This is a genomic window from Sulfuricurvum sp., assembly GCF_028681615.1.
Lineage (GTDB): Bacteria > Campylobacterota > Campylobacteria > Campylobacterales > Sulfurimonadaceae > Sulfuricurvum.
Window position 1 is genome coordinate 25,788 of sequence record NZ_JAQUHV010000006.1, and the last position, 25,660, is coordinate 51,447.

29 protein-coding genes are annotated in these 25,660 nt (G+C 42.2%); 16 read left to right on the plus strand and 13 right to left on the minus strand.

Features of this window, described 5'->3' with window-relative positions; genetic code table 11:
* Positions 1-48: 48 nt before the first annotated feature.
* Genes PHE37_RS07825 through PHE37_RS07890 form a run of 14 tightly spaced genes read left to right on the plus strand, consistent with a single transcriptional unit; the run spans position 49 to position 11,570 of the window.
* Positions 49-960 carry a hypothetical protein gene (locus tag PHE37_RS07825; RefSeq protein ID WP_299995844.1) on the plus strand — a complete coding sequence of 304 codons (912 nt, stop codon included), beginning with the start codon at positions 49-51 and terminating at the stop codon, positions 958-960.
* Positions 957-2,081 (plus strand): hypothetical protein, encoded by a 1,125-nt coding sequence (locus PHE37_RS07830; protein WP_300008387.1) that lies wholly within the window; start codon positions 957-959, stop codon positions 2,079-2,081. Before PHE37_RS07825 ends, PHE37_RS07830 begins: the two co-directional genes overlap by 4 nt.
* The gene (locus PHE37_RS07835; protein WP_300008389.1) at positions 2,078-2,476 is read left to right on the plus strand and encodes a hypothetical protein; all 399 of its coding nucleotides are present in this window, start codon (positions 2,078-2,080) and stop codon (positions 2,474-2,476) included. Before PHE37_RS07830 ends, PHE37_RS07835 begins: the two co-directional genes overlap by 4 nt.
* Complete coding sequence (locus PHE37_RS07840; RefSeq protein ID WP_299995096.1) at positions 2,473-2,988, plus strand: hypothetical protein; 516 nt, start codon at positions 2,473-2,475, stop codon at positions 2,986-2,988. Before PHE37_RS07835 ends, PHE37_RS07840 begins: the two co-directional genes overlap by 4 nt.
* Positions 2,972-3,784, plus strand: a complete 813-nt coding sequence (locus tag PHE37_RS07845) for a PDZ domain-containing protein (protein ID WP_299995098.1) — start codon at positions 2,972-2,974, stop codon at positions 3,782-3,784. Before PHE37_RS07840 ends, PHE37_RS07845 begins: the two co-directional genes overlap by 17 nt.
* On the plus strand, positions 3,768-5,366 hold the full coding sequence (locus tag PHE37_RS07850; RefSeq protein ID WP_299995099.1) for a secretin N-terminal domain-containing protein: 1,599 nt from the start codon (positions 3,768-3,770) through the stop codon (positions 5,364-5,366). Before PHE37_RS07845 ends, PHE37_RS07850 begins: the two co-directional genes overlap by 17 nt.
* A gap of 1 nt (position 5,367) precedes the next feature.
* Positions 5,368-6,876, plus strand: coding sequence for a GspE/PulE family protein (locus PHE37_RS07855; protein ID WP_299995101.1), 1,509 nt, complete (start codon positions 5,368-5,370; stop codon positions 6,874-6,876).
* Positions 6,876-8,093, plus strand: a complete 1,218-nt coding sequence (locus PHE37_RS07860; RefSeq protein WP_299995103.1) for a type II secretion system F family protein — start codon at positions 6,876-6,878, stop codon at positions 8,091-8,093. The genes PHE37_RS07855 and PHE37_RS07860 overlap by 1 nt, the downstream gene beginning before the upstream one ends.
* Before the next feature lie 55 nt (positions 8,094-8,148).
* The gene (locus PHE37_RS07865) at positions 8,149-8,919 is read left to right on the plus strand and encodes a hypothetical protein (RefSeq protein WP_299995104.1); all 771 of its coding nucleotides are present in this window, start codon (positions 8,149-8,151) and stop codon (positions 8,917-8,919) included.
* A gap of 47 nt (positions 8,920-8,966) precedes the next feature.
* Complete coding sequence (gene gspG / locus PHE37_RS07870) at positions 8,967-9,398, plus strand: type II secretion system major pseudopilin GspG (RefSeq protein ID WP_299995106.1); 432 nt, start codon at positions 8,967-8,969, stop codon at positions 9,396-9,398.
* Entirely contained in the window at positions 9,389-9,934 is a 546-nt protein-coding gene (locus PHE37_RS07875; RefSeq protein ID WP_299995108.1) for a prepilin-type N-terminal cleavage/methylation domain-containing protein, read from the plus strand. Before gspG ends, PHE37_RS07875 begins: the two co-directional genes overlap by 10 nt.
* On the plus strand, positions 9,921-10,361 hold the full coding sequence (locus PHE37_RS07880) for a prepilin-type N-terminal cleavage/methylation domain-containing protein (protein ID WP_299995110.1): 441 nt from the start codon (positions 9,921-9,923) through the stop codon (positions 10,359-10,361). The genes PHE37_RS07875 and PHE37_RS07880 overlap by 14 nt, the downstream gene beginning before the upstream one ends.
* Positions 10,355-10,855: a type II secretion system protein J gene (locus tag PHE37_RS07885; RefSeq protein WP_299995112.1), complete on the plus strand. Its 501-nt coding sequence runs from the start codon at positions 10,355-10,357 to the stop codon at positions 10,853-10,855. The genes PHE37_RS07880 and PHE37_RS07885 overlap by 7 nt, the downstream gene beginning before the upstream one ends.
* 52 nt (positions 10,856-10,907) lie before the next feature.
* Positions 10,908-11,570 (plus strand): response regulator transcription factor, encoded by a 663-nt coding sequence (locus PHE37_RS07890; protein ID WP_299995114.1) that lies wholly within the window; start codon positions 10,908-10,910, stop codon positions 11,568-11,570.
* 2 nt (positions 11,571-11,572) lie between these two features.
* Here the strand turns inward: PHE37_RS07890 and PHE37_RS07895 are convergent, their stop codons facing one another.
* The 12 genes from PHE37_RS07895 to pgaB all read right to left on the minus strand — a co-directional run bounded on the left by PHE37_RS07895 (position 11,573) and on the right by pgaB (position 21,849).
* A complete protein-coding gene (locus PHE37_RS07895; RefSeq protein WP_299995116.1) occupies positions 11,573-13,264 on the minus strand; it encodes a HAMP domain-containing sensor histidine kinase in 1,692 nt (563 codons plus the stop codon).
* Between the two features lie 3 nt (positions 13,265-13,267).
* The gene (locus tag PHE37_RS07900) at positions 13,268-13,642 is read right to left on the minus strand and encodes a hypothetical protein (protein ID WP_299995118.1); all 375 of its coding nucleotides are present in this window, start codon (positions 13,640-13,642) and stop codon (positions 13,268-13,270) included.
* 48 nt (positions 13,643-13,690) lie between these two features.
* A complete protein-coding gene (locus PHE37_RS07905; protein ID WP_299995120.1) occupies positions 13,691-14,695 on the minus strand; it encodes a hypothetical protein in 1,005 nt (334 codons plus the stop codon).
* Positions 14,695-15,123: a lytic transglycosylase domain-containing protein gene (locus PHE37_RS07910; protein ID WP_299995121.1), complete on the minus strand. Its 429-nt coding sequence runs from the start codon at positions 15,121-15,123 to the stop codon at positions 14,695-14,697. The genes PHE37_RS07905 and PHE37_RS07910 overlap by 1 nt, the downstream gene beginning before the upstream one ends.
* Positions 15,124-15,198: 75 nt before the next feature.
* Positions 15,199-15,384: a hypothetical protein gene (locus PHE37_RS07915; RefSeq protein ID WP_299995122.1), complete on the minus strand. Its 186-nt coding sequence runs from the start codon at positions 15,382-15,384 to the stop codon at positions 15,199-15,201.
* A 64-nt stretch (positions 15,385-15,448) separates the two neighbouring features.
* Positions 15,449-16,714: a DNA polymerase IV gene (locus PHE37_RS07920; RefSeq protein ID WP_299995123.1), complete on the minus strand. Its 1,266-nt coding sequence runs from the start codon at positions 16,712-16,714 to the stop codon at positions 15,449-15,451.
* A 132-nt stretch (positions 16,715-16,846) separates the two neighbouring features.
* The gene (locus tag PHE37_RS07925) at positions 16,847-17,338 is read right to left on the minus strand and encodes a histidine phosphatase family protein (protein WP_299995125.1); all 492 of its coding nucleotides are present in this window, start codon (positions 17,336-17,338) and stop codon (positions 16,847-16,849) included.
* Positions 17,339-17,354: 16 nt separating this feature from the next.
* Positions 17,355-17,723, minus strand: a complete 369-nt coding sequence (locus PHE37_RS07930; protein WP_299995126.1) for a hypothetical protein — start codon at positions 17,721-17,723, stop codon at positions 17,355-17,357.
* 112 nt (positions 17,724-17,835) lie between these two features.
* The gene (locus tag PHE37_RS07935) at positions 17,836-18,078 is read right to left on the minus strand and encodes a GIY-YIG nuclease family protein (RefSeq protein WP_299995128.1); all 243 of its coding nucleotides are present in this window, start codon (positions 18,076-18,078) and stop codon (positions 17,836-17,838) included.
* On the minus strand, positions 18,050-18,514 hold the full coding sequence (pgaD, locus tag PHE37_RS07940; RefSeq protein WP_299995130.1) for a poly-beta-1,6-N-acetyl-D-glucosamine biosynthesis protein PgaD: 465 nt from the start codon (positions 18,512-18,514) through the stop codon (positions 18,050-18,052). Before pgaD ends, PHE37_RS07935 begins: the two co-directional genes overlap by 29 nt.
* A gap of 4 nt (positions 18,515-18,518) precedes the next feature.
* On the minus strand, positions 18,519-19,808 hold the full coding sequence (pgaC, locus tag PHE37_RS07945; protein ID WP_299995132.1) for a poly-beta-1,6-N-acetyl-D-glucosamine synthase: 1,290 nt from the start codon (positions 19,806-19,808) through the stop codon (positions 18,519-18,521).
* Positions 19,809-19,824: 16 nt separating this feature from the next.
* Positions 19,825-21,849 carry a poly-beta-1,6-N-acetyl-D-glucosamine N-deacetylase PgaB gene (gene pgaB / locus PHE37_RS07950; protein WP_299995134.1) on the minus strand — a complete coding sequence of 675 codons (2,025 nt, stop codon included), beginning with the start codon at positions 21,847-21,849 and terminating at the stop codon, positions 19,825-19,827.
* Positions 21,850-22,127: 278 nt separating this feature from the next.
* Between pgaB and PHE37_RS07955 the strand changes: the two genes are divergently transcribed.
* Both PHE37_RS07955 and PHE37_RS07960 read left to right on the plus strand, forming a co-directional pair.
* Entirely contained in the window at positions 22,128-23,402 is a 1,275-nt protein-coding gene (locus PHE37_RS07955) for a porin (protein ID WP_299995135.1), read from the plus strand.
* A 268-nt stretch (positions 23,403-23,670) separates the two neighbouring features.
* Positions 23,671-24,858 carry a porin gene (locus tag PHE37_RS07960; RefSeq protein WP_299995136.1) on the plus strand — a complete coding sequence of 396 codons (1,188 nt, stop codon included), beginning with the start codon at positions 23,671-23,673 and terminating at the stop codon, positions 24,856-24,858.
* Between the two features lie 45 nt (positions 24,859-24,903).
* Here PHE37_RS07960 and PHE37_RS07965 read toward each other — a convergent pair whose 3' ends face one another.
* Positions 24,904-25,656 carry a thiosulfate oxidation carrier protein SoxY gene (locus tag PHE37_RS07965; RefSeq protein WP_300008391.1) on the minus strand — a complete coding sequence of 251 codons (753 nt, stop codon included), beginning with the start codon at positions 25,654-25,656 and terminating at the stop codon, positions 24,904-24,906.
* Positions 25,657-25,660 lie beyond the last annotated feature (4 nt).

A 25,660-nucleotide genomic window follows, 5' to 3' on the forward strand; every position in this document is an offset into this window, starting at 1 on the left:
GAGTTTTTATAATTAATAAAAATAATAAATAGTGAAGGGTTTATGGGGATGAAACGTCGCGGTGCCGTATTACTGATGACACTGCTTCTGATTGCGATTATGAGTGGGGGTATCGCACTTTTACTTTCTCAAAGTGATCAATTGCTGCGTCTGTCCGAACGGAGTCGAATTGATGCGGAAATCAGTAAAATTTCGAGTGATCTCAAACGGCTTCTACCCGGAATGCTTTCTAAAATCGGCTCTGCGCATGACTTGGAATACGCGATGATTTTACCGCTGTCAAGCCGTTCGACGGACGGACGATTTACTTTGGATGCTTCGTTGCATTCGTCTTTAGGACGCTTCAATATTAACAAAGTATGCGATGCGAGCGGCAAGCAGATAGAACCGTATTCCACTCTTTTATCGGCCATTTTCACGCACTATCCCATAGCAGCACCGGATACATTTATTAACATTCTTTACGATACAATTGATACTGATTTGGCGGAGCGCCAAGCGGGAAGTGAAGTCGCGGCAGTTTTTTCGGATTTCCATAACGGGTCGATTGAAAACTTTGCCCAGTTTAGACAGATTATCGCGCGTTATCTTGCATTGACAAAAGATCGTCAGATTCTTGCAATCCCGTGGGAACGGATTATCGGTTTTGAAGGAGAGAAAATAGACATTAACTACGCTTCGCCGGAACTTGTTGCTCTTATCGTTCCGGAAATGGATACTGAAACGCTTCATCGTATAACGGACCTTAGAACGGTTCCGTTTGAGAGCAAAGAACAAGTTGTTGCCGCTGCGGCACAGCTCTCACCTGTGTATGATACGTGGTTTATGACGTATAGTGCAGGGAACTCTTATCCTCTGATCGGAAAGGTAGCCATGGAAATGGACGGTACACGAAGCGAGTTTGAATTTCATATCGATACGCTCAACCGCATGTTGAATCGTTTGGAGATTATTCAATGAACGTAGTACAGTCGATAGCCGATCGTTTGATCCGTACTGTACGCTGTTTCGGAAAACGGCGTTACGGTTATCTGGACCATTCTATCTGCCATATACCCTCTGGCAACGATCCACTGGTCCTGATCCTCTCTCCCGACCTTTATCGTATCTGCATTGCTTCACTCCCTGTTGCTACTCCTAAAGAAGCCGTCCGGTATGCTCCCTCTTATTTCGATGTAAGCGATGAACGGACCCGTTACGAAGCCTTTCAACTAGAGCAAGGGCGATACCTCCTAAGCGCTTTTGACCCGGAACTGATTCGTATACGACTGGAACAAGCAGGAGTTAATCCCGCATCGGTTGAACGTTTTATGCTCGCGCAGGAAGCTTTCGGTCTTGATCTTCTTCCCGTCTCTTTGAAAAACGGTTCTGTTTTGGCATTAAATGACGGAGTCGTCGTACGATTGGCATCAAAATATATAAGCGAACCGACAAAGTACGATTTAGAGGGATCCCTTAAAAACCTTGCACCGTGTTTGTCCGGTTTTAAAGCTGAAATGTACAAAGGGGGAGATGTCACACAAAAAACGCTCACCTTTACAGCCTCCCTTTCACTCATTATCCTAATCAACCTTCTGATACAAGGGGGATATTCGTACCGTGAAGCGGCAAAGATTATAGATGAGCAAGAAGAGATGAAAATCGAAAAACATCTTCCGGCAACGCAAATGGAGTTGGATGCACTTGCTTCGTCTTGGGAGAAAAAAGAAGCGGAACAGATGAAATTGCGTAAAATAGCTGCCGCTTTTTCGACGTTGACCTTGGAAAACAACAATACCGATTTGCCGAGTGCAGTACCTGTAGGGACACCTGCACCGGTCACAAACGGGATTGTTCTCGTACCCGGTTCAAAACCGGGAGATCGTAATCTTCTGCTGGTTCCCGGTAGTTCCAATACGGTGTCGGGAACAGCAGTGGGTGAGTATGTAACGTCATTCTCGTATGAAAACGGAACCGTGCATTTTAAAATTGCCACACCTTCACCTCAAAATGCGGAAAAAGTACGCGACAGTGTGGCAAAAACTCTAAAAACCAATGCCGTGACGATCAAAGAGAACTCCTTAGAAGGGAGCATTCAATGAAAACCCAATTTGATCCTGCCACCCTCGTAGTCGGAGTATCGTTTGTTGCGATCACCATTGCAGCAGGATGGATGATGCACGAGCACTCGGTTTTGAATGAAGCGGCTGCTCAGCGTGATGCAAGTGTCCAGACATTTGAGCGGTTGTCATCGCTTAAAACACGTTGGGAAAATTCACCGGAAATCAAACAAAAGACCGATTTTTTGCTAACGCATCCTGCATTGATCCGTCAGGAAAAGAGACAAAAGAGTCTGTTCTTGGAATACGGCGATCTCTCCGGCAATGAGTTTGACCGAATCGCTTCTACTCTTTTAAATGCTCCATTTGTGATCAAAAAACTCGTGCTGTCTCGGAATGGAAATAGCGGAACTATCAGTGTGGAGATTGAACAATGAAGAAAATTCTTTCATTTTGTGCTCTTTTACTGCTGGGAATTATTATCTTCTTGCCGAAATCAAATATCTATTATTCAGCGGAAGAGGCTTTTTCAACTGAGCATTTGTATTTGAGCGGGGAGAAGATACATGACCGCTTCCTTTATCTGGATGTACGGGATGCGTCGCTGTTATTGGACTCAATGCCGATCGGAACAATCGATCACATCCGTATTATTCCGCTGATCTTTTTTAATCGTGCAACGATTACGTCCTTGAATTTCAGCGGAGAATTCGCCTCGTTGTTTCCCGAAGGGATCGAGTATTTGACGTTTACCTACAGTCTGTTACATCCATTGACTGTCGTTATAGAAGGGGAGGGGGGATTCGGTCCCGTTCACGGAGAGATTGATTTGAAAAACGAGCGGCTGGAAGTGATCTTTGAACCTTCTCAAGTTATGCGCGCTTATCCGCTTTTACTGGCGAAATTACATAAATCGGACAAAGGGCTGGTCTATGAAACCTCTTTTTAATGATCATACTCTAAGTCGTCTAAACCGTACGGCCTTACCGATAGTGATTGCTTTAAGTATATCAACCGCTCTCCTGCCGTTTTTAAAACCGACTTCGATTGAACATCCTCGGAGCGAAATCATCCCCTTTTTCGAGCCATACCATCTCGGGCAGCTTTTTGCCCTCCGTTTTGACGGTAACGCTGCAGTGATGAAAAAAGTGATTCAAGATGTTCTTACACCTGTTCTACACCGTTTAAATGCTATTTATATGGATGGTTCGCACTCCTTTGTCGCAGTAAATGATCATACGGCAACGACGTTTGTCGATAAGGGTGCAATGTATAAAAATCTTTATCGTCTTGTCAGTGTGACACCGCAACAGGCCGTATTTAGTGCATACGGCCAACGTATGGTATTGCGATTGGGAGAAGAAGGGCATCTCAATCTTAAAGAGTCGGTTACATCATACGTTCCGGATGAAACCGCTATCGCCTCAAATTTTGCAATTCCTCGTTCTACGATCGATCGTTATACGGAAAATATGGGTGAAACCTGGAAAAATATTACGATCAACGAAGTGGTTCAGCAAGGTAAAATTATAGGTTTCAGAGTTGATGAAATCGCATTGGGTACACCGTTCGCACTATTGGGCCTTCAAAAAGGGGATATTATCACCGGTGTGGATAACAAACCGCTTGACTCCTATGCAGCCGTATTTGCGGCATATCAGGTAGGATTACGCCACTCTGCCATTAAAATTACTGTTTTACGTAACAATCAGCTAAAGGATCTTGAATATGAAATCAGCCGTTAATCTTTTAATCGTTTTTCTTTTTGCCCTCAGCCCTGTGTATGCTGATAATACGCCGAAGAGTGAGAAAGCCAGTATTGCCATTGACGGTATGGAACTTGGAGACTTTATCAAATTGGTAGCGAGACTCAGTCATAAAAATATTTTCGTTACCGAAGATATTGGGGGAAAAATCAGTTATGCCGGAAATCATCCGATTCACCGCGAAGATCTTTTCACTCTCCTTCAAACGACACTGGAAGCGCGCGGAATGACGATGATCGATTCCGGTGCCGGATATTATTCGATCGTAAAAAGTGCTGATGCCGCTTCGATGAACGTCCCGTTTTTAGCTAAAAGCGATATCCCGCAGCTGCAAACGGAAATACTCCATCTAAAATACGCTATGGCGGAACCTATGGCGGTAAAAGTAAAAAATTATTCCAGTAAGAACGGGAAAGTCGTCCCTTCAAAAGAGTCTAACTCTCTAATCGTCACCGATCTTCCTGCGAATATTAAGACGATGCGAAAGCTGATAGATGCCATGGATATACGAGATGAAACAACGGCAAACTATACCCATCTCATCCAGCTAAAAAATGCCGATGCAAAAAATCTCGTGACCACTCTGAACACCGTTATCGCTAAAATGACCCTGTCTCCAGGGCAGCAGCCGCCGAGTATTGCCAGTGATGATTCGACGAATTCATTGATTATTATCAGCAGTGACGATCTCTTCAAAACACTGTTGCCAACCATTCAGGGGCTTGACGGTGATCGTCAGCAAGTTTATGTCAAAGCAAGAATTATCGAAATCAGTGAAAGCAAAGCACAAGAAGTCGGATTCAAATACGGACTCTCCGGTGGATCGTTCGGTTCAGGGGGAATATTCTCATTCAACTCGTCTCTTGGGGATGGGAAAACGGGCGCCATCAATCTCGATTCATTGCTGCTAAAATCCATCACTATTCCAACCCTAAGCTCAGGGATTGCATTGGGTGCCAGCATCTCATTGCTCAACAGCAACGGTGCGGCAGATATACTCTCAGAACCCTCTATTTTATGTATCGACAACCAAGAATCGTCAATCTATGTAGGTAAAACCGAATCAATCAGCACGGGAACGACTTTAACGGGAACAGGGCTGACACAATCGAGTTATACGCGTCAGGATATCGGGTTGACGCTCAAAATAAAACCTCGACTTTCGAATGACAATAAAGTGCTTTTGGCCGTTGAAACCAAGCTCGAAGATATTGATGCTACCAATACCAATCTGCAATTGCCGAGTACCACTAAACGAGAAGTGAAAACATCCGCCATCGTTAACAACGGAGAGAGTGTCATAATCGGTGGATTGATCAAAGATAAATATGACAGCAGCAATTCGAAAGTCCCTTTCTTCGGCGACTTGCCGATTCTTGGGAATCTTTTCAAAGACAAAGCCACATCGCATGACAAAATTAATTTGGTCATCATCTTAACTCCTTATATTCTGGATAAAAGTACCGATTTGGCGACCCTTCGAACGCAGCTGGATGAGTTGGATAAAATCCAACAGCAGTATATTGACGATGTCGTAAAAAATGTTAAGGAACAGCATTAAAATGGTTCAAATTCCTCTTTTTTCCGAGGTCAATGCCATCGCGTTTACTCCAGAGGGTATTGACCCATTTGAGACAATACGTGAAGGTTTGCTTTTTGCCCAGATCAACGAGCAGCACTATGCCATCCTCTCCTCACGTGATACGGCTACGGCTCTCTCGTCGTATAACAGGCTTTCATTGGATCTTCCGCTTGCCCATTTGGACGAGCAAACGTATGAGACGTTATACCTAAAATTTTTAGAGCTTAAAACTGATAGTGAACTGACTCAGAGTGTTTCTCAGGAAGAGCCGTACGAGGATGAACTTTCCCTGATCGATTTCCTGAAAAACTCGTCTGATCTGCTTACCAGCGAAGAATCTGCACCGATCATAAAATTTGTCAATACCATTTTTTATCAGGCTCTGAAACGGCGGGCCAGCGATATCCATATCGAAACACATGAGAAAAAAGGGGAAGTACGTTTTCGTATCGACGGCGTCCTTTCAAAGCATATCGATCTGGATAAAGCGATAATCAGTTTGGTCATCAGCCGGATTAAAGTCATCTCCAACCTTGATATCGCAGAAAAACGTCTTCCCCAAGACGGCCGTACACAGATTAAAATTGCCGGAAAATCGTTAGATGTGCGTGTATCGGTTTTGCCCACCTATCACGGCGAACGGGTTGTTATGCGTTTGCTCATGCATGCCGCATCCATTCCCGGATTGGAAGAGCTCGGATTTAATCATTCTACGACGGAACGTTTTTATGAACTGCTCAAATTCTCACACGGCATCATTCTAGTGACCGGACCGACCGGAAGCGGAAAATCGACAACGCTTCACTCTTTTCTTCAGCGTCTTTCAGGCCCTGAGAAAAATGTAATGTCGATCGAGGATCCGGTCGAATATGATGCCGCTCACGTTAGTCAGATAGCGGTGAATTCGAAGATCGGCTTGACGTTTGCCGAAGGGCTGCGCTCCATCTTGCGTCAAGACCCTGATATTATCCTTGTCGGTGAGATAAGAGACGGAGAAACGGCTCAAATCGCGATTCAGGCGGCAATGACAGGTCATCTCGTTTTCTCGACGCTTCATACGAATAATGCGACATCGGCGGTTACCCGTCTTGTGGACATGGGTGTGGATAAGTTTATGGTGACCTCCACACTTTTAGGGGTATTGGCACAGCGGCTGGTGCGTAAGGTCTGTACGGAGTGTCATGAGCTTCACACGATCGATCCGGTTGATGCAAGTGATCTTGATTTACCGACTGAAACAATCATAGCAAAAAGTGTCGGTTGTCCTACATGCGGTGGGACAGGATATCGGGGCCGTATCGCCGTAGGTGAATTGCTGATGATGGATGAAAATGTTCAAACTTTGATGAAACAGTGTGAAAATGACGTAGAACTTCGTACGGCGATGAAAGGATCTATGGCATTTTTAGCCGATCAGCTAAAAGACCTTTTGATTTCACATGAGACGACGTTGGAAGAGATACTCCGCGTCGGTGTTAAAGAGATTTAATGGAATTCGTCTACAAAGGGCTCAATCCTGATGGTGCCCAGATCAGCGGAACTTTGGAATCGGCTTCGTTGGATGAAGCCAAGCGCCAGCTCAGAGCACAGGGGATCATCTACTCCTCTTTAGATGCTCAGAGCGGATCACTGGTCGATTTGTTCGGGATACTCGGTACTAGAGCGATCCCCTCATCGCTTTTGACCCGTATCAGTCGTGATCTGGCCGTTTATCTACGTGCAGGTGTACCGTTGATACGGGCACTTTCATTGCAGGAGCGCCAATATCGAAATGAACCTAAAACGGAACGATTTTTTGCCTCTTTGATCACCTTGCTGGATGAGGGTAAAAGCTTATCAGCCGCTCTTGAGTCCCAAAATATCTATACGATTCCCTCTTTTTATCTGGGGACGCTCCGTGCCAGTGAAGATCGCGGTGTTTTGGCAGCAGTACTCAGTGAACTTGCCTCGTATATCCAAGTCGGCGAGCAAATCCGTGCCCAGCTCACCAAGGCATTTATTTATCCCGGTTTTATCGTCGCCGTTTCGATCCTCACTGTTTCGTTTATGCTCAGTTCGGTCGTTCCGAAACTCTCAGCAATTTTTGAAACGATGGGACAAGAATTACCTGCCTTGACGCGCGGTGTATTGTCCCTCTCATCGTTTTTTTCCGCCTCATGGCCATGGATACTTCTTCTCATTGGAATGATCACGCTCATGGTCACTTCTGCATTGAAAAATCGTCCTGCATTCCGTTATCAGGTTGACCGTATTTTATTGTCGATACCGGTTGTCGGGAACATTATCCAAACGAGTGATTTGGCACGCTTCAGTGCCGTTGCATCGCTTTTGATTCGCTCCGGCATTCCCATCGTAAAGGCCATATCTCTTGCCGGAGGGACACTTTCATCTTCGGTGTTAAAAGCGCAGTTTGCGTATGGAGCCGAGCGGATCGTTGAGGGGGGGCGGCTTTCTACGTCACTTGCTGCTGCGGAACATGTTGAATTGGATGAAGCATTTATCGGTGCATTGGCTGTCGGTGAAGAGACGAGCGAATTGCCGAGTATGCTGGAGAGTCTTTCCGAACTGTATATGGAACGTAACCGTGAGATGATCGGATTGTTTCTCTCACTGCTGGAACCGACATTGATCTTAGTGGTGGGAGGGATCATCGGTGTCATCGTCACGGCGATGCTATTGCCGATTTTTTCTTTGAGTTTGGGGTAGTCTAATGTTATTTGTTTCAGTATAATTAAGTTAACAAAAAAGGAGAATGTTCATAATGCTAAAATACGCTTTGCTCATGTCTATTTTTGTTATAAGTGCATGTGCAGATAATACAGAGTTAAGTCTAAGTATTAATATGATGAAGATGGATTATCGAGAATATGATTGGGGTAAACTCATCGATTCTGAAAAAACAAGTGCACTTCCTGGATTTGGGATTCAATATAAAAAACAGTTAAATAAACGAGGATTGAGTAATCGCAGTTATTTCGATATTGATTATTCACAATACTATGGAAATACAGATTATGTAGGATTTAATCTTGGGAGCGGTGGTGGACACTATGGTGATGTTGTCACCATCACAAAAAATACAATTTCTGATGGGAGTTTCGGTTATTCCGAAGAGAAATTATTTAATAATTATCTCGTATTTATGCGTCTTGGCATTGGGTATCGGTATTGGGAAAGAGCTTTGTCAGATGGGCATACGGAAGAGTATACCTGGCCTTATGGAACTGTTAAAATGGGTATGTCCGGCGAATTAACATCGGTAGATACTCTCGGTATCGCAGCGGAATATCATTATGCCATTTCTCCAAAGATGAAATCAAATAGTTATGGAGTATTTGATTTAGGGCGAACCGACGGCTTTTCGGTTGTTGTTCCGTGGGAGCATACATTGACCTCCTCGTGGGCAATTAAATTTACCTATATGTATCAAACATGGAACATTTCTCAATCGAATACAAATTTCGGCTATTACGAGCCTGCTTCAGAGTCGAAATTTCATTCGATAAATGCTGCATTGGTGTATTGTTATTAGTATGTAGCATTGTATTGTTTAGCAAATTTTAACACAAGGTATTTAGGATGAAAAATAGTCGAAAACGAAATGCATTTACTTTGATAGAGATCATGGTTGTTATAATTATTCTTGGATTGTTAGCGGCTTTTGTCATTCCGAATATTACGGGTAAAAGCGAAGAGGCAAAACAAAAATTGGTGTGTGTCCAAATGAAGAGCCTCTCCGAAGGGCTAAAAATGTTTAAAATCGATAACGGTTCGTATCCGACTACAGAAGAGGGGATCGCGGCATTGATTACCAACCCTTCGAGCGATACGTATCCTTCCTACAGTAAAAACGGTTATTTGGAAGGGAAAAATCTTCCGAAAGATCCTTGGAATCACCCTTATATCTATTTGAACGACGGGACAACGTTCGATCTCGTCTCTTTAGGTGCGGACGGAAAAGAAGGGGGAAGTGATGACGGGAAGGATCAAAAGCTTTCTGAATGTCGCTAATAGCAGTTCGCAAAGGATTTACACTTATTGAACTTATTATCGTTATTGCTATCATGGGAATGGTAGCGGCGTTAGTAAGTTCGCGTTTAACACACATTGCCGATCACTGCTCGGCACTCACTCCGCCCAGTATAAAAAATTATCTCAGTGCCTTTAATTCAAACAAACGGCTTGAACTGTTTTGTTATGACAATTGCACGCAATGCGATTTGTGGGAAGGGGATAAAAAAGTTCGCTCTTCTCTCAATATGGAAAGCAACGGATCTCTCAGAGTCCGACAATTTGATCGTTTCGGACATTTGGTGTATGCCGATCCCGTCATTCACGCAGAAGGTACTGCAATGAGAGACGGGTGCTTTGAATTTTTCCTTTATCCGGATGGTGTTTCCAGTTCTCTTATTCTCGAATCACAAACGACGTTTATTGCCTATAGCCCTTTGTCTGATTCGGTGATACAAGGAGATGAGGATCAGGTACGTACTTCTTTGTATGACTCTTCACTTATGAATAAGGACAGCTATTATGGGAACCGCTAGAAAGGGATTTTCCATAATCGAAGTATTGGTGGCGGTTGTTATCACTTCTATTGCAGGGATGGCGTTAATGGAATCGGCTGCTCAGGGAAGACGTGCTTATGATACGGCTGTGAAACATCAAAAAGATTCTGAATTAGCGGCATTGATAGCCCTCTCTTCGAATACGATGGGTGGAGCAGGGGAAAGCGATTTGGCAACGCTTATGTCAACACGCTATCTTATTGATAACGTGCGTATCACTGAAAAGTTAAAACCGTATCATTTTGTGTTAAAAACAGAGCGTTCCCATATCTGGGATGTTCAGGGGGAAGGGAATGAAACGCAAAGAGCAGTTGCACTGATCTCAGCCAATGCAATCGAGCAGACAATGATCGAAACGGATGGAGTCCGGACCACTTTGTACGGATTAAGCGGAGAGGGATGGTAATGCGGCGCGGATTTACGTTGATTGAATTATTGGTTGCCATCATACTCTTTAGTCTGATTGCTGCTTTTTTGTACGGAGGAATCGATCAAGTCCGTCTCATGCGTCTTTTTTATTCGGAAAAAGGGAAAGAATTCAAACATCATGAGAGAGTCCGATCTCTTTTGTATCGCGATTTGGCGCAAGCGGAAAAAATGACAATTATTGAAGGTGACAGTGATCACAGTATTGTTGTGTTACAGCCTGAACGACATTCGCTTTATGGAATCGTCCTTCCGAATGTAGTATGGCTGGTGATACGGAAAAACAATACCTTGACCCGTATTGAATCGGCGGAGAGTATTCAAATTCCATTAGACCCGACAAAGTTTTATGGGATGCATAGCAATAGTGTTGCATCCGGATGTACGACATTCCGGGTCTATGAATCATCAGCAGGACGATTTGCCTCTCTAATGTGCGAAAATGATGAAATAATGGTTGAATCCCCCCGTTAACAGTTTATATAAAACTTTTGATATAATTTTTTTTGATGTTAGAAGGGATTAGATGTACATACTGATTATTGATGACAATGAAGAATTACTATATGCACTTGAGCATCTTTTAAAAGGTACTAATTACCATGTAGATGTTGCCAAAACACTTCAGGAAGGTGAACTCAGTATCTCTCAAAAAAAATATGATCTGATTCTTTTAGACTGGATGCTACCTGACGGCAGCGGAATCGATCTGTTGTCACGAATGCGTCGTGAAAATGTACGGACTCCTATCTTGTTTTTTTCTTCAAAAAAAGAGGTGGAGGATAAGGTTGAAGCACTGGATTGCGGAGCCGATGATTATCTGGAAAAACCATTTTCCAACATAGAATTGTTGGCTAGAATCAGAGCCTTATTACGGCGAGAGAGTGTCCAAAAACAAACACAACTCCAGATCGGTGAACTAACCATCGATTTTTCGTCCCGAAGTGTACTGGCTCTCAACGAACCGGTAAAGCTCTCAAGCAAGGAATTTGAGCTGTTGGAGTTGCTCGTTTTGAATGCAAATACGGTTTTGACACGGTATCAGATCTCGGAACATTTGAGTCGTGATTTTGATCATCTCACCGCAAGTAATATCGTAGATGCCCATATTAAAAATCTTCGTAAAAAACTCAATGCCGATGATCTAATTCAGACAGTACGGGGTGTCGGATATATGATTGCAAAGTAACTTTAAAAGCTGCGAAAATGGAATATGGCATTAGTCCCTTTTCCTTCCCCTAAGCTGTTAATAAACAAATCTCCTTTGAGTAATAAAGCAATCCGTTTACTGATAGCGAGTCCTAAACCACTTCCCTCTAATCCGCTTTGACGTTGTGAACGGACTTGATAAAATTCATCAAATAAGTTATCCAGTGCTTCATGGGCGATACCGCATCCGGTGTCTTTTACCTCTAAAACATACAAATCTTTTATATATTGAATTTGTACCTGAATATACCCCTTTTCCGTGTATTTGATTGCGTTTGAAAGTAGGTTTATTACAACTTGTCCAAGCAGACGCGCGTCACTCATTAGTACCGTCTCTATCGGTTCAAATATAGTAGTGATATAGAGCCCTTTGTCTTCTGCTAATGGAGTTACCAATTCCAATGCATCTTCAATGAGAGTAATTGGATTGCATGGTGCAATATGCGGCTCCATTTTCCCCGATTCTACTTTGGCTAAATCTAAAATGTTATTGATTACCCCTAAGAGATAATGGGAAGAATTTTCGATTTTCCCTAAGGTCTCCCGCATCGATTCCGGTGTCTCGGGCTGTATCATCATATATTGCGTCAAACTAAGTATAGAACCAAGAGGAGTACGAAGTTCGTGTGACATTGAGGATAGAAATGAAGACTTGGCTTGCAATGCGGCTTGTGTCTTGCCCAGTAATTCGATACGTTCCATACTGAGGCGTGTGGTGGACATCAATGTATTAAAGGAATGAGCCATCATTCCGATTTCATCACCTCCCGTCTCTGTGACGGTTTGGGAATAGTCACCGGTCATTGCAATGCTTTTAGCGGTATTGGAAAGTTCACGCAGGGGTTTTACAATACGCAATACTATGATCCAGACCAAGAAACCGATAAGGGCAAGACCGATTCCGAATGCACTTAAAAAAAGTGTCTGAAAATGGTAAAGCAGTGAAAGGGTCTCATTTTTTGGCATGGCATAATGAAACTCCCATCCTTCCAAAACTCCATCCAAAGTGATGGTGTCATGTAGATAGGAATTCATAGCCAGGATTGGTGAATTATTTTTGTACAGAAAGGATAATGAAGAAGGCGGGGTAATCCATCGATAGAAATTTTGATCACTTTTTAATCGTAAAGCAAAATTTTTCATAGGATAGGACATGACTAAATAGCCTAAAAACTCTTTCGTATTAAAAGAACCGTATGCCGGTGTAAATAAATAGAGATTGTCTCCAAGAAAAAAATAGGATTTATGGTGTTTTAGGGCATATTTGATCGAGTGTACCCCTTTAAATGTGGTATTAATCAGACTTGATTTTGAGGAAGCATGTATCGTAAAATCGGGACTAACCATAAATAATGAGATGGATTCTCCCAAGTCGTCGGCCTTTTGTTCCAATAAGCTTGTGATACGCCGGTCCATATCCTGAACAACCATATCATCCATTACTTCGAGATGGGATAAGAAAAGAATCTCTTTTTGTAAGCGTTCAATATGGCTTTTTAAATCATTTGCGACCGACACGGACTGCGTATGGAGGATATCCTGTTCTTTGTTTAGCATTAACTCCGACTCGTATCCCCATAAATAGGAGAGTAACGCAATAATAATAATGGCGATACCCCCGAAAAGGGTGATAAAAAGCTTATAGACGATCGGTAAATTATTCCATCGGCGCATGGGTTACTCTTTTGCTCGAAAGAGTATTTTTAGATGATATTTTTGGGCAATTTCCTCATCTACGTAACCTATACTGTTGTCAACTTTTGACAAAAATTCTGCAACACTCTCCTGACTTTTAAATACTTTTGGAGTACGGTGACCGAGATAATGGGCTTGGAGCCAATATTGGGCCAAAGTCTCTTTGTTTTCATTAAGAATATTTTGCTCGAATTTACTGCGCAAGGGATTGTCAATTCCCAAATTAAGGGGGATTACTTTATTGTTGTTTAACCGAAATTGTTTTCCTATATAAATGCCCCGAATTTCATCGATATTGATTGCATTGACACCGAAATTTTCTCCCGATGCAATCACGAGGGGGTCTGCACTCAACAAGGTTAACCCATTGCAAATGATTAAAATAAAAAGTATCTGTTTCATGGCTTAAAAAAGAACCGAAAGAGAAAATAGCCAACGGTTCAAGTCACTTTCTTGGTGTGCTTCATATTCCCCTTTGAGGGCAATATTGCTCAGCGGTCTGTAGGTATATCCTACAACCATGTTCCCATCATGTTTTTGTGTAAGAGGGGCTTTTTCAATCTCTGCACGGAGAATGGCATCGTGTTTAGTGATGATATGCCAGACTCCCTGTGCATAGATATCGTACGATAACTCTTCCCTTTGGACATCCTGTCTCAGGATAGATTCGAGGAGAAAGTCCCCTTCTTTTTTTTCGACTTTAAGAGCCCCGAGAAGATACATTGCCTCTTGCATCGGCTCAAACCGAAAATAGCCCCCGCCGAAACGCCATGTAGACTCATGATCGACGATATCGCATGCAAGTGCGTAATGGCGATCTACATTGATATTGTTATAGTCGATATCGAGATCATGGTTATTTTGAAGGGTTAGTGAAACACGATCGATCGTATTAGATACTTGACGAACTTCATAATTTATACCTGTCGATAGTTTTGGAAAAAAATCATTGACAAGATGGGGACTTGAAGTGGTATCACGGAGTACATTGATCGGCATTTGATTCCAAAATCCGATATCGGAATTAAATTTCCCTAACCGTATCCTCTTATCATCGCTAAAGTAATAATCACCGAAAAGCCGTTCTATATAGAATGTTGCATTACTGCTTTCATCCCGACGGTCTCCGACCTCTTTTTTGTAGATGTCCGAAGCTTCAAATTCAGCTAAAAAATCAAAATGGTCGTATTCACCATACGCTAAAACTGCCATATCATCAATATCTACATAGCGTGTATGTCGATTTGCCTCATACATAGATGAGATATAGCCCCCTATAATTATAGGGGAATTTCCCAATTGTAATCCGTCACCGAATGTATAATCATCAGCTTGCAAAAATGTACAGCTTAAAACAGACAGCAAGAATATTTTTGCACTTTTTTTCATGACACTATTATACACTTTCATTATAATTCTTTAAAAGATGCTGCGAGCCGGTTAAGCCATTTCTCTTTGTAGACCGGGGTTGCAGAATGGTAGCGCCCAACCGCTTGAAGATTAAATCCGTGTTCTTTGATATGTTCTGAAAGCAACCAGCTTCCGGCATAAATATTTACCTTCGGATCAAGGATATTTTGTTCGTTGATTCCCCATTGCGAAAGTCTGCGCAGATGGGAGGAATTGATTTGCATTAATCCGTAATCCACCGTTCCGTTGGCATTTTTGTTGATGGCTTTTGGGTTAATGCCGCTTTCGATGGTTGCAATTTTTTTGAGCAGCAAAGGAGGGATGTTGTAATGTTGTCCTGCTTCATCGAAATAACAATCATACACTGTCGTTTCTGCATAACTGTCGGTAAAAATGAAAAGAAGCAAACTTAAAAAATATTTTTTCATAATATTAAGTGTAGCGCAGAGGAAGTAAGTGATACCTGAAAAGAGGGATGACCCCAGCCTCTACAGGGCTGCAAGTCATGCTTTGATGTCGAGATTCTGTCCCAGACCCGTCAGATCGGCACCGGAAACATTATTTGGTTGAGAAGAGGAAGGTGAAATGCTTTCCAGCGCTTTCATCACCTGCTGCCCTTGTACTTCCATCGCTTTTTTCATTGCATAAATCTGAGGCAATGTTCCGATTCCCGAATTAATTGAATCCATATTTTCCCTCCTTTTTGGAGTAATAACTATATCGACAAATAGGGAACTGTTCTAAAGTGAATTATTACAACTCACTGCCGCCTCTTACGATATCCATACCGTATTTTTCCCTCATTTGCGTTAGAGCATCGGTGAGGCTTCTCATCTTGGTGTCATTATCATATTCTAGAATATTAAATGTTTTCGGATCATGATGGATAAATTTTGTGGCACTCATAGATATATAGCGTATGGGAATATGCGGGTACAAGTCAAGCTCTTTAAATTTTTCGTGAGCAAAATGTTGAATGAAGGGTTCGTTGAACAGCCTGTACGTCGTGTATTGTTTCTTGGAACTTCCCCAGTTTTCATATCCGAGAGAGAACGCATACGTTGTTGGATTGACCCCAAGTTTCATAATGGTATGACTCCAATGTCGCACCATTACACAGATACGTCTAAAGAGCTCTTTGCGTTCTTTTACCGGATGATCCATAGATCGGGACATTCCGATCCCTTTGCGGCTTCTACTGGGAGATACGGATTCGTTATCCCTACCCGTTAATCTGGCATAGAGATCTTGTCCCGCTCTTCCCCATGAAGTGATCAGGGTTTCTGATTTCCATGCATCTCCAACGGTTTTAATACCGTAGTGGTTCATCTTGGCTGAAAATGCTTTTCCGACACCGGGGAATTCATCGATAGGAATCGGTTTGACAAATGCTTCGATCTCTTTTTTGGGAACTACGCGTACCCCATAGGGCTTAGCGGTAGAGGTCGCGAGTTTGGCAATCCATTTGGACGTACTTGCTCCTATTGATACAGGAAGCTTGAACTCTTTGGAAATTTGTTCTTGAAGATACTTAATGAAATTTTCGGTTTCATTTTCTTCTATCCAACCTCGTAAATCCCCAAACATCTCATCAATACTGTATTGCTCCATAACCGGAACGACGGTAGCCAAATACTCCATTAGCTCATGACTGAGCGTATGATATAACAGATGATTCGGAGGAACAAGTATAAGGTCAGGGCAGAGCCGTAACGCTTCATAAATGCTCATTCCCGTTTTTACCCCGAAGGCTCTGGCTTCATAGCTTGCGGTCGTTACGATACCGCGTATTTTATCCCCATCATTGAAATAATGGCTGGAATCATGCGGTGCATGAAAGAGTGAGGGGACAAAAGCACCGGAGTTGAGGGTAACGAGTTTTTTTGCCTGAGCGGGCTTCTTATCAAAAATAAAAGGATCGCCCCTTCCGCCGACAACGAGCCGTTTACCGATGAGTGAAGGGTTGCGGAGCCGTTCACAAGAAGCAAAAAAGCAGTCTAAATCTAAATGAATTATCATAATGACGAGATGATATGACAATTTTTAGAATAATTTTGAATTTATGACAGTATGAAAGACGACTCTAATGATTCGAGTAAAAATAAATGGAGATTAGATTTTTTAATTTTTATCTAGCTGATATTTATCTTATCAATGGTGTTTTGGTGCGTCAAAAAAGAGCAAATTCGCTGAGTGGAATTCGATGCTCTTCCAACTATTTCCTCTTAATCGCATCGCTACAACGCCGCAAGTCGGAACGTTGTCTATTTCTGCATCGCACAGGGCATTGACACATTCGGTCATCTCAGGATTATGTCCAAAGAGTATGAGTGTTTCGCATGTGTCCGGAACGCTTCGAATCACTTTGAAGACGGTTTCTATATCACTCTCATAAAGAGAAGAATCATATGTGATTGCAGCTTCCGGAAAAGAGAGTTTTCGGGCAATTTCGATAGCGGTGGCTTGGGCTCGTAGTGCAGGGCTGGAGAGGATTAAATCGGGATGAATATTTTTTTGAGCCAAGATTGTCCCCATCAGGGGAGCATCTTTTAACCCGCGTGCATTTAATTCTCTATCAAAATCATGTAGAAAAGGATTGCTCCAGTCAGATTTGGCATGGCGGATCAGAATGAGTGTTTTCATTATAAGTTCCTAGAATTTAAAAGCTCAATCCGAGCTCATGTAAAAGAGCTTGCTTCTCTTTTTCCGGGTTGTAGAAAAAGCGGTCTTTGATATCATCTTCCAAAATGGCGATATCGTCGAAAAGTTCCGCATCATCTTTCTCGGGGAAATAAAGGTTTACTTCGTTTGCCACTGAATCAAGTATCTCTTCTGAGACCTCTTCATCATCTAACAATCCGATGCGATTGGTATGGTCGATGGTAGCGATAGCTCGGAGGAGATAGAGTTTTTCGCATCGATCATCATCCGGTTCATTATAGATCCATGTGTTGATTTGATTAATCTCAGCACGGTAGAGGATACTTGAATCTTTGATAATTTGTTTTCGTTGTGCGGATAGTGCCACTTTGTATCCTCCTAAAGATAGTTCAATCATGTTTATCGAAGTTTAAAAAGGATTGTACACTGTTTTTGGCACAAAATGGAAATAGTAAATGTTTTGTGACAAAATAAATTATTTAGAATAGAGCAAGTTTTTGCTGACGGGTCATTTTTTTAATAGCGTGTTCACGTTTTAATGCCGTGCTTTTGTCACGGCAAGATTCTTGATAGACAACGACAACGGGACGGCGGTATCGGGTATATTTTGCCCCTTTGTCTGATGTATTGTGTTCTATGAGACGTTTTTCCAGATCGCTAGTGATACCGGTATATAAAGTATCATCGTTGCATTTAAGAATGTATAGGATGTAAGGAATCATGGGTGCTCGCAATGTGATTATCAAGACGGATAATATGACCATGATCATCATGGAAAACCGTAACCAGTTGGTTGTTCGTACATTGCTGTAATTCTTCACTGTTTACATTAAAATAACCTGCATAATCATCCGAATGATAAATTAAATGTTCACTCGGGGCTTGGTGTCTGTTTAGTCGTGAGAGGATAAACAGTACTATCGGTGTTCCGATAAGCATATAGAGTGCATGCCAAACAGTGACACTGTGGATCTCACCGAAAATCCAGTCGGATAGTTCATCAGCAGGGGCACCTAATGTAATGATTCGATAAAATACGTGAAATACCGGCTTCCATAAATAGATAAATCCTATCCAAAGTAAAACGGTTATGATGTCCCATATGATTCGTTTGGTTTTGGGTAGCTCTCGGCGTTTATTAATAATTAATGTTTCCATTTCATCACCCCTTTTTGATCTGTTGATGCGCACCGCGGTCAGGGCTAACCCATCTGGCTCGGCCTTTTGTACCGAATAGCACTTTCGGAAGAGCGGTGACCGCCGTAAACAGATTCAGCAGCCAAAAGGCAAACGGATACCAAACCATCCAAAAATAATTTTTTCCCAAACCTTGATCATAATGGCCGTCCAGCCATTTACTTACACCGAACTGTACCAAACAAGCACCGATTAAAATAGCACTACTGTCGTCTGGTAAAATAGGTGATTGTTGAGGCATTAAATAGGTGATAGGAACCAATAGGCTAATAAACCAGACCAAAAACACCAATACCATACTATACGCCCACAACGTGCTTAGTATTAGCTCTACCATGAGTCCCCAGAGATGCGTTTGTTTAGGCATAAATAAAACTTTGAAGTTTTTAAGCATAACTTGTACACCGCCCATAGCCCAACGTAGACGCTGTTTCCATAATCCTTTCAAGGTTTCTGGCATCAAAATCCAAACTAAAGCACGAGGTTCAAACCGTACATCCCACCCGTTACGTTGTAGTTTCCAGGTTATATCGATATCTTCGGTTAGCATATCCGGACTCCAATAGCCTACCTCATGAACGGCAGCTTTTCTAAAGCCTGTAATAACCCCTGATACGGTAAAAATACGTCCGAAACTGCGTTGTGCACGCTTGATCATCCCGACGATGGAAGAAAATTCACCCACCTGGATTTTTCCCAATAACGTCGTGCGATTGCGAATTCTCGGATTACCCGTTACGGCGGCAACTTCCGGATATCTGATAAAGTGCTTAATCATCCAATAGGCACAATGTTTATCAATCAAGGCATCGCCGTCAATCCCTATCAAATATTCATATTTTGCCAACAGTGCACCGGCTTGCAGTCCTAATGCTTTCCCTTGATTTTCGGCCAAATTAACGACTTTTAATTTTGGATTTGTTTTCGCCAAATCGAGTAGGATCTCTAGAGTATTGTCTTTACTGCCATCATTGATCGCGATAACTTCAAACTCCGGATAGTCGATATTCAGAGCGTACGAAATCGTTTCGACAGCATTTTCCCCTTCATTGTAACATGGGATCAATATGCTGACTCCAGGCCAACTTTCATTGGCTCTAAGTGGAGGAATACTGTATTTGGAATAGGGTCGTTCATTTTTAAAATAAAAAAAGATAGCCCCTACTATCCATAAACTGGACATAAAAAGTGGATAATAAAAGACATACCCCAGCACTGTGTGCCATAGTAAATGTAAGAATATTGTTAGTGTCATCAAAAATAAATCCTTCTTAGTTGTTTGGTGCCATTTCAAATGAAGTTAACGAATGCATACGTATCGGTTTTTGTGCAAAATCTGCTCTTATCTTATCGGCATCCGGATTGTTAGTGAACACATTGTCTGGATAATAGGCAATATGATGAACACCCAAGCCGTATAAATATCCTATAGTATCGTGCAATTCTCGAGGTGAAATTGGCTCATTATCTTTTCGCCAATTGACCGTTTGCAATTCCATTACGGTACGTTCCATTCCACACTGCACTTGTTTGACATTTTTAACGATACTGTCATAAAACTCTTTTTCATTATCGGCTTGCTCCATATATGGCATCGCCATAATAGCGGTATAGTCGTATTTTTTGATGGATTGAGCCAAACTTTGTGCGTACCATTCCTGTGCGTCTTTGTGCAATGCAACTTGGGCATAGAGATTACGCGCCGCTTTGAGCCCCGGTTGTTCATTTCTGACTATTTGTGCCAATTCCATGGCAAAATCATCTAAATAGTCGGTTTTGAGTTGAGTCCATTTTTCAAATTGTTTTCTATCCGCTCGGATTGCGCTGACACTGTCTGACAATCCCCATTTTTTATATTGCTTATGAGCAAACTGACTGTCGTCTTCAAAATCTGACAAAGTGACGTCATCATGAAATAAGATACCGTCAATATAGGTTGATTTTGCCAAATCTTCATAAATCTCTTTGATGACCTTTCGAGCTTTAGGAGAAAAAGGGGACAATCTCGGATACCCCATGTTGAGATGGGTCGGATCCACCTGCAATGTTACTACCGTATCGTTGACCGCCGGATTGTTTTTCGGCAATTCCCATGCAATCATCGGCATCCAGGCGTAAATACGTTTGACCTGTGTTCGTGTAGCAATTTGCCAAGCAACCCGATTGAATAGATCGGCACGCATCGGAATATTACGATTTGGAAAATAGACATAGTCTGCAGCACCGTTGGCGTCAGGATCGGCAAAAGCCTGCAAATAAACTGTATTAATACCCAAATTTTTGATCCGGTCGAGCAAGGCTCCCAAATTCTTTTCCCGTTGGGCAGGATCCGGATCATAGATGTAATCCAGATCGATATGGGCAGCTTTTGTCGTACGGTCATCATCCGCCAAATTCGCATTTCGCGATAGCATATTGTGCTCTAAATCTTTAAGGGTCATCTTCCCCTCAACCAAGATACGTCGAAGTCCCCACAATGGTGTAATACGTGTATTACTGCCATCATCCAATGTTAATCCGATAGGCATTCCTAATTTTTCGGCAATTTTGCGCGCCTCAATATTGTAATGCCCATACGGCCAAACCATGACTCGCGGCTTTTGCCCCGTATATTGTTCTAAATAAATGTTGTTTTCCAACAAGTCATTATAGACACGCTTTTGATAGCTTTTTTCGTCTTCGTAGGTTTTTGTATCCTTAAACCATAGGCGAGTCGTAATCGCCGGTTCCATATTTCCCTGCGGATTTCCTTGCAGCCCTTCGTGAAACTGATAACTATGGCTGGCTACCTCTGCCAGGCCGCTGTGTATCATTGCTCTAATCTCTTTTTGGCTTAAAAATTTGTCACGTGCAATTGTTTTACCGCTGAAATCTACTGTTTTTTTGCCGTTGAGCCAACTGCCGACCAATGCGATTACGAAAGGGATTTTGTGCTTTTTCAAAATAGGGTAGGCATTATCATAAACGGATTGATAACCGTCATCAAAGGTAATTAAAACCGCTTTGTTAGGGAGCGCTTTTCCATATTTGCGATAATTGATAATATCGTCGATGTTGACAAAATGATAACCGTTTTCGATCAACCAATTCATTTGCTGATCAAAATTGGATGGAGGTACTGCATATGTCGAATCTAATGTTTCACTTTTGTCCGCAATTTCATGATAACTGAGGATTGTAAACTCGTTGACATTTTGATCTCTACTGCATATATTAGGCAGTTCGTTTGCTATAACAAAACTGTGCGCAATACCTATTAAAAGCAAAAGTATTTTTACTATTGTTGATTTAACCATGATTTGGATGCTTTCTTTCATTGTATTCTAATACTCAACTGTAGAATCATATTACGAATCTACATTTCTGTATACTAATAGTATAACCACTCAAGTGTGAAGTTAGTGTGATTTTTCGCTTGGATCTTTATCAGATAGGGCTGTTGTTTTTAAAAGTACGGCTATTTCACCGCTATTTACATTCTATATACTTTCCGGAAGATTCGAATTGTATTAATAATAACTATACACATAGATATTGTTTTTATAATAAAAATCAATAGTTATAAGGAGTTGATATGAAAAAAGCAGTAGGAATCAGCCTAGTTGCAGCAGTATTGCTGGGAGTAAACGCATTTGCGATCGAAAATGTAAAAGTAAACGGTGACGCAAAACTGTACTACTATACGGATGATAAGAATTCGGGTGATCTTTTTAGTAAAACGAATAGTGCGGCAGATACCGCTCTTCGTCTTGGTGTGACCGGAGACCTTGCGAAATCTATTTCTTTCGGTGTGACAGGGTATGCGATAAGCACCCTTGGACTTGAAAACAATCTTGTAAGCAAAGCATGGTCAAGCGGCCACACCGTTACCAATCCTGCCCGTCCGAATGTTGCTGACGAAGCATGGTTAGGTGAAGCGTGGATTGCCGGAACATATGGTAAAACCACTCTTAAAGCCGGGCGAATGCTGCTCGATTCCCCGCTTTCATTTAGTGAAACGTGGTCTATTGCTCCGAATACCTATGAGGCTGTTGTTCTTATCAATCAAGACATTCCGGATACAACCGTAGTCGGTGTATATGCAGGACATAGTAATGGTGTAAATTCGGTAGGGTATACAGACGGTTCTCTTCCTACGCCAAATAATACATCAGGTAATGGACTGGATGGTGTTTTGGGTGACGGCGCTAAATTCGGTGTTCATGGAGCGAATGGAGCGAATGTAGCCGGTATTATCAATAACTCGTTCAAACCGCTCACTGCACAAGCATGGTACTGGAATGCTGTTAGCGCTGCGGATGCTTTCTGGCTCCAAGCAGATGTTGATTTCGAAGGTTTAAAATTGGGTGCAGAATATGCAGAAATTAGCCCAAAAGGCGAATATGCGGGTGTCCATGATTCTCAAGCCTATGCATTGAAAGTAGGGTATGAAGGGATCGAAAATCTAAAACTCTCTGCTGCCTATTCCGACGTAGATAAAAACAGTGTCTTTAAAGTTGCCAACCTTGCGACCAATAATACCGTTGCCGCACAATCGAAATTGTATACGGAAGCATTTTGGAACTATGGATATGTTGGGGCTCCTAATGCGAAAACCGTGAATGTAACGGCTGAATATACTGCATCTATTGCGAAATTCGGTGCATATTACACCAATGTCAATAATGCTTATTTCGCTACTCTCGCTACACCGCGTGTCGGAGTTGATATGCAGGAGATTGCATTGAGTGCTACAAAATCTTTCGGGGCATTGGACACTACTGTGGCATACGTCTCTACGGATGCGGATGATCAGAATAACGGTTCACAATCCAATTCTCTTCAAGTCTATTTGACTTTTAACTTCTAATTATCGTTAGATAGCTTTCATCCTTACGGGGATGAATCCTCCTTTTTATGAAAAGTTTTGAACCTGTAGTGGAGTTTCGTCGACGTCAATAAGGTGATGATAATAAAAAGGGGAGAAAGTCCGGATGCCTTCGGGTATCCCGTCTTTCTTCAGTATCAATGCATGGTAATAAAAAATATACAGCGAGTTCCACCATTAGACGGCTATTTCAGAGCTATTTTCATTCTATATACTATCTTAAAATATACACCCTGTTGGGAAAATTTACATGAAAAAAACAGTTGTATTGAGTTTTGCTGCACTAGCGGTATTACATGCTTCAAGTACAGATGATGTATTGGAAGATGGAACAATTAGCGGAGAGATCCGAAGCGCATACATTAGTCAAAATAATAAAGTGGATACCGATACCTACGGAACCTCAATCGGAGGTATTTTGAAATATGAAACGGCTCCTAGGAATGACATAAAACTCGGTGCAGGAGTATATATGTCCCAAAAACTTCCTTTCGCAACCGGAGATTTTGATGAGGGAAAAGCAAATCCTGATTTATTCGGTAATCATACCCATTCCTATGCCTATATCGGTGAAGCTTATATGGATTACGCTGTCGATGGTGTGTCCGTACGTATCGGTCGTCAATTAATCGATACTCCGTTTGCAGAGGAGGAAGATATTAGAATGCATCCCAATACGTTTGAAGCGGCGATTGCAACTTATAAAGGGATTGAGGACATGACGTTTGTCGGTGGGTATATTTCACGGTGGGCTGGTTATGACTCCGGAGACGATATCTCAAAATTCAAGAAACTGGCTCCAGGAAGTAACGGAGCGATCATGATTGGAATGAGCAACGAAAGCTTGGATGATCTGGAACTGAGCGGATGGTATTATGGAATTGATAAACTGAGTGATATTTTCTATGGGGATGCGACGTATACTTTAGAATTCGCTGAAGCGGGCAGTCTGGAACTGATTGGGCAATTGGGACGGTTTAATGCCCAAAACAACAGCAACGCCGAGGGAAATATTTATGGGATTGGAGCCAATTTGAATATCGGTATTCTGACCCTCGGTGCAGAGTATAACAAAGCTTCAAACCCTTCAGGCAAACACATCATCAGCGGTTTCGGAAACGGTCCATATGTTGTAGATACCGAAGAAGTGAATCTGGATGATTTCGAGGATGTAAACGTCTATCAGTTCAATGCAGAGTTGGAAATGGAAGGGTTGGGAACGCTTACCGCCAGCTACTCAAACTTTAAAAGTGCTCCACAACATCTGGAAGTAGACGAAATCAATCTAATTGCACTGTATAAGATTACCGACGCGGTTGGAGCGGAAATAAATTACGTTATCGTAAACGATAAAAATAAAAACACTGCCAATAACGGCATAGAGAATTATGACGGCGGCTATGACCGCCTTATGATTCGTTTGAAATATACATTTTAAGTATCTGCCGGAGAAGAACGGACAGGCTGTTTTGGCAGTTGTCGGTTACTCTGCGAATTTTGTCTGAATGTGATACTCGTTTGCGTCCGTATCTTCCATATCGATCGTGTAATTGCCGTTTCCGAAGGATGTATACAGAGTTAAGACCGGATTTTGGCTGATGGCCGAGGTCATATCCATACTGCCGATCAGCTCTTTGTTGCTATAGAGATTAAGATGTTTGATGTAGAAAGGGGCGGTGCCGAACATCAGACCGGTTTCCATCGGGTGATAAATAGAGAAGTTGATCGCATAGGAATCGTCTTGGCGTACCGTATGGCTTTTTGATTTCCCCTGAAGAAGGGCAAATTTTTTATTGTCTTCGGGAGAAGCCGACGCACATCCGCCTCCCGGGCTTTTGATGTTTTTGCTTCCGATATGCCAGAGCCCTTTATCGTCTTGGACAAGGACTCGGATCGGTGTCTCCTGTGCGACACGGATGTTAAATGAAAAGATCGGTTTGAGTCGTAATACGTCGACATCCATGATTTCGGGAATATAATTAAGATCGGCAAATACAACCATTCGCTTCGGATTTTTGATTTTGGAAGCATCGATAGAGACCGGGACTTGGGAAGGGTTATCGGCAAACTTCGGGACAGTGATCGTGATGTTTTCATCATCAAAAAAATAGGTTTGGGTATGAAGCGTATCATGGACAAGGTCGTCAAAGGTGGGCGAATAAATCGGATTCTGTGCTAGTGTGCTTGCGCTCAGCAGAAGAAAAAGCAGGGCATATTTACGGAAGAGAGTAGCCATTTTG

What these genes read in the sequence shown, in the direction of transcription:
- PHE37_RS07865 (WP_299995104.1), top strand. Translation starts at nt 8,149, where the DNA reads ATGCTAAAATACGCTTTGCTCATGTCTATTTTTGTTATAAGTGCATGT.
- pgaB (WP_299995134.1), bottom strand. Translation starts at nt 21,849, where the DNA reads ATGGTTAAATCAACAATAGTAAAAATACTTTTGCTTTTAATAGGTATT.
- PHE37_RS07835 (WP_300008389.1), top strand. Translation starts at nt 2,078, where the DNA reads ATGAAAACCCAATTTGATCCTGCCACCCTCGTAGTCGGAGTATCGTTT.
- pgaD (WP_299995130.1), bottom strand. Translation starts at nt 18,514, where the DNA reads ATGGAAACATTAATTATTAATAAACGCCGAGAGCTACCCAAAACCAAA.
- PHE37_RS07890 (WP_299995114.1), top strand. Translation starts at nt 10,908, where the DNA reads ATGTACATACTGATTATTGATGACAATGAAGAATTACTATATGCACTT.
- pgaC (WP_299995132.1), bottom strand. Translation starts at nt 19,808, where the DNA reads ATGACACTAACAATATTCTTACATTTACTATGGCACACAGTGCTGGGG.
- PHE37_RS07830 (WP_300008387.1), top strand. Translation starts at nt 957, where the DNA reads ATGAACGTAGTACAGTCGATAGCCGATCGTTTGATCCGTACTGTACGC.
- PHE37_RS07880 (WP_299995110.1), top strand. Translation starts at nt 9,921, where the DNA reads ATGGGAACCGCTAGAAAGGGATTTTCCATAATCGAAGTATTGGTGGCG.
- PHE37_RS07905 (WP_299995120.1), bottom strand. Translation starts at nt 14,695, where the DNA reads ATGAAAGTGTATAATAGTGTCATGAAAAAAAGTGCAAAAATATTCTTG.
- PHE37_RS07885 (WP_299995112.1), top strand. Translation starts at nt 10,355, where the DNA reads ATGGTAATGCGGCGCGGATTTACGTTGATTGAATTATTGGTTGCCATC.
- PHE37_RS07875 (WP_299995108.1), top strand. Translation starts at nt 9,389, where the DNA reads ATGTCGCTAATAGCAGTTCGCAAAGGATTTACACTTATTGAACTTATT.
- PHE37_RS07915 (WP_299995122.1), bottom strand. Translation starts at nt 15,384, where the DNA reads ATGGATTCAATTAATTCGGGAATCGGAACATTGCCTCAGATTTATGCA.
- PHE37_RS07850 (WP_299995099.1), top strand. Translation starts at nt 3,768, where the DNA reads ATGAAATCAGCCGTTAATCTTTTAATCGTTTTTCTTTTTGCCCTCAGC.
- PHE37_RS07860 (WP_299995103.1), top strand. Translation starts at nt 6,876, where the DNA reads ATGGAATTCGTCTACAAAGGGCTCAATCCTGATGGTGCCCAGATCAGC.
- PHE37_RS07910 (WP_299995121.1), bottom strand. Translation starts at nt 15,123, where the DNA reads ATGAAAAAATATTTTTTAAGTTTGCTTCTTTTCATTTTTACCGACAGT.
- PHE37_RS07920 (WP_299995123.1), bottom strand. Translation starts at nt 16,714, where the DNA reads ATGATAATTCATTTAGATTTAGACTGCTTTTTTGCTTCTTGTGAACGG.
- PHE37_RS07840 (WP_299995096.1), top strand. Translation starts at nt 2,473, where the DNA reads ATGAAGAAAATTCTTTCATTTTGTGCTCTTTTACTGCTGGGAATTATT.
- PHE37_RS07825 (WP_299995844.1), top strand. Translation starts at nt 49, where the DNA reads ATGAAACGTCGCGGTGCCGTATTACTGATGACACTGCTTCTGATTGCG.
- PHE37_RS07845 (WP_299995098.1), top strand. Translation starts at nt 2,972, where the DNA reads ATGAAACCTCTTTTTAATGATCATACTCTAAGTCGTCTAAACCGTACG.
- gspG (WP_299995106.1), top strand. Translation starts at nt 8,967, where the DNA reads ATGAAAAATAGTCGAAAACGAAATGCATTTACTTTGATAGAGATCATG.
- PHE37_RS07935 (WP_299995128.1), bottom strand. Translation starts at nt 18,078, where the DNA reads ATGATTCCTTACATCCTATACATTCTTAAATGCAACGATGATACTTTA.
- PHE37_RS07960 (WP_299995136.1), top strand. Translation starts at nt 23,671, where the DNA reads ATGAAAAAAACAGTTGTATTGAGTTTTGCTGCACTAGCGGTATTACAT.
- PHE37_RS07925 (WP_299995125.1), bottom strand. Translation starts at nt 17,338, where the DNA reads ATGAAAACACTCATTCTGATCCGCCATGCCAAATCTGACTGGAGCAAT.
- PHE37_RS07855 (WP_299995101.1), top strand. Translation starts at nt 5,368, where the DNA reads ATGGTTCAAATTCCTCTTTTTTCCGAGGTCAATGCCATCGCGTTTACT.
- PHE37_RS07955 (WP_299995135.1), top strand. Translation starts at nt 22,128, where the DNA reads ATGAAAAAAGCAGTAGGAATCAGCCTAGTTGCAGCAGTATTGCTGGGA.
- PHE37_RS07895 (WP_299995116.1), bottom strand. Translation starts at nt 13,264, where the DNA reads ATGCGCCGATGGAATAATTTACCGATCGTCTATAAGCTTTTTATCACC.
- PHE37_RS07965 (WP_300008391.1), bottom strand. Translation starts at nt 25,656, where the DNA reads ATGGCTACTCTCTTCCGTAAATATGCCCTGCTTTTTCTTCTGCTGAGC.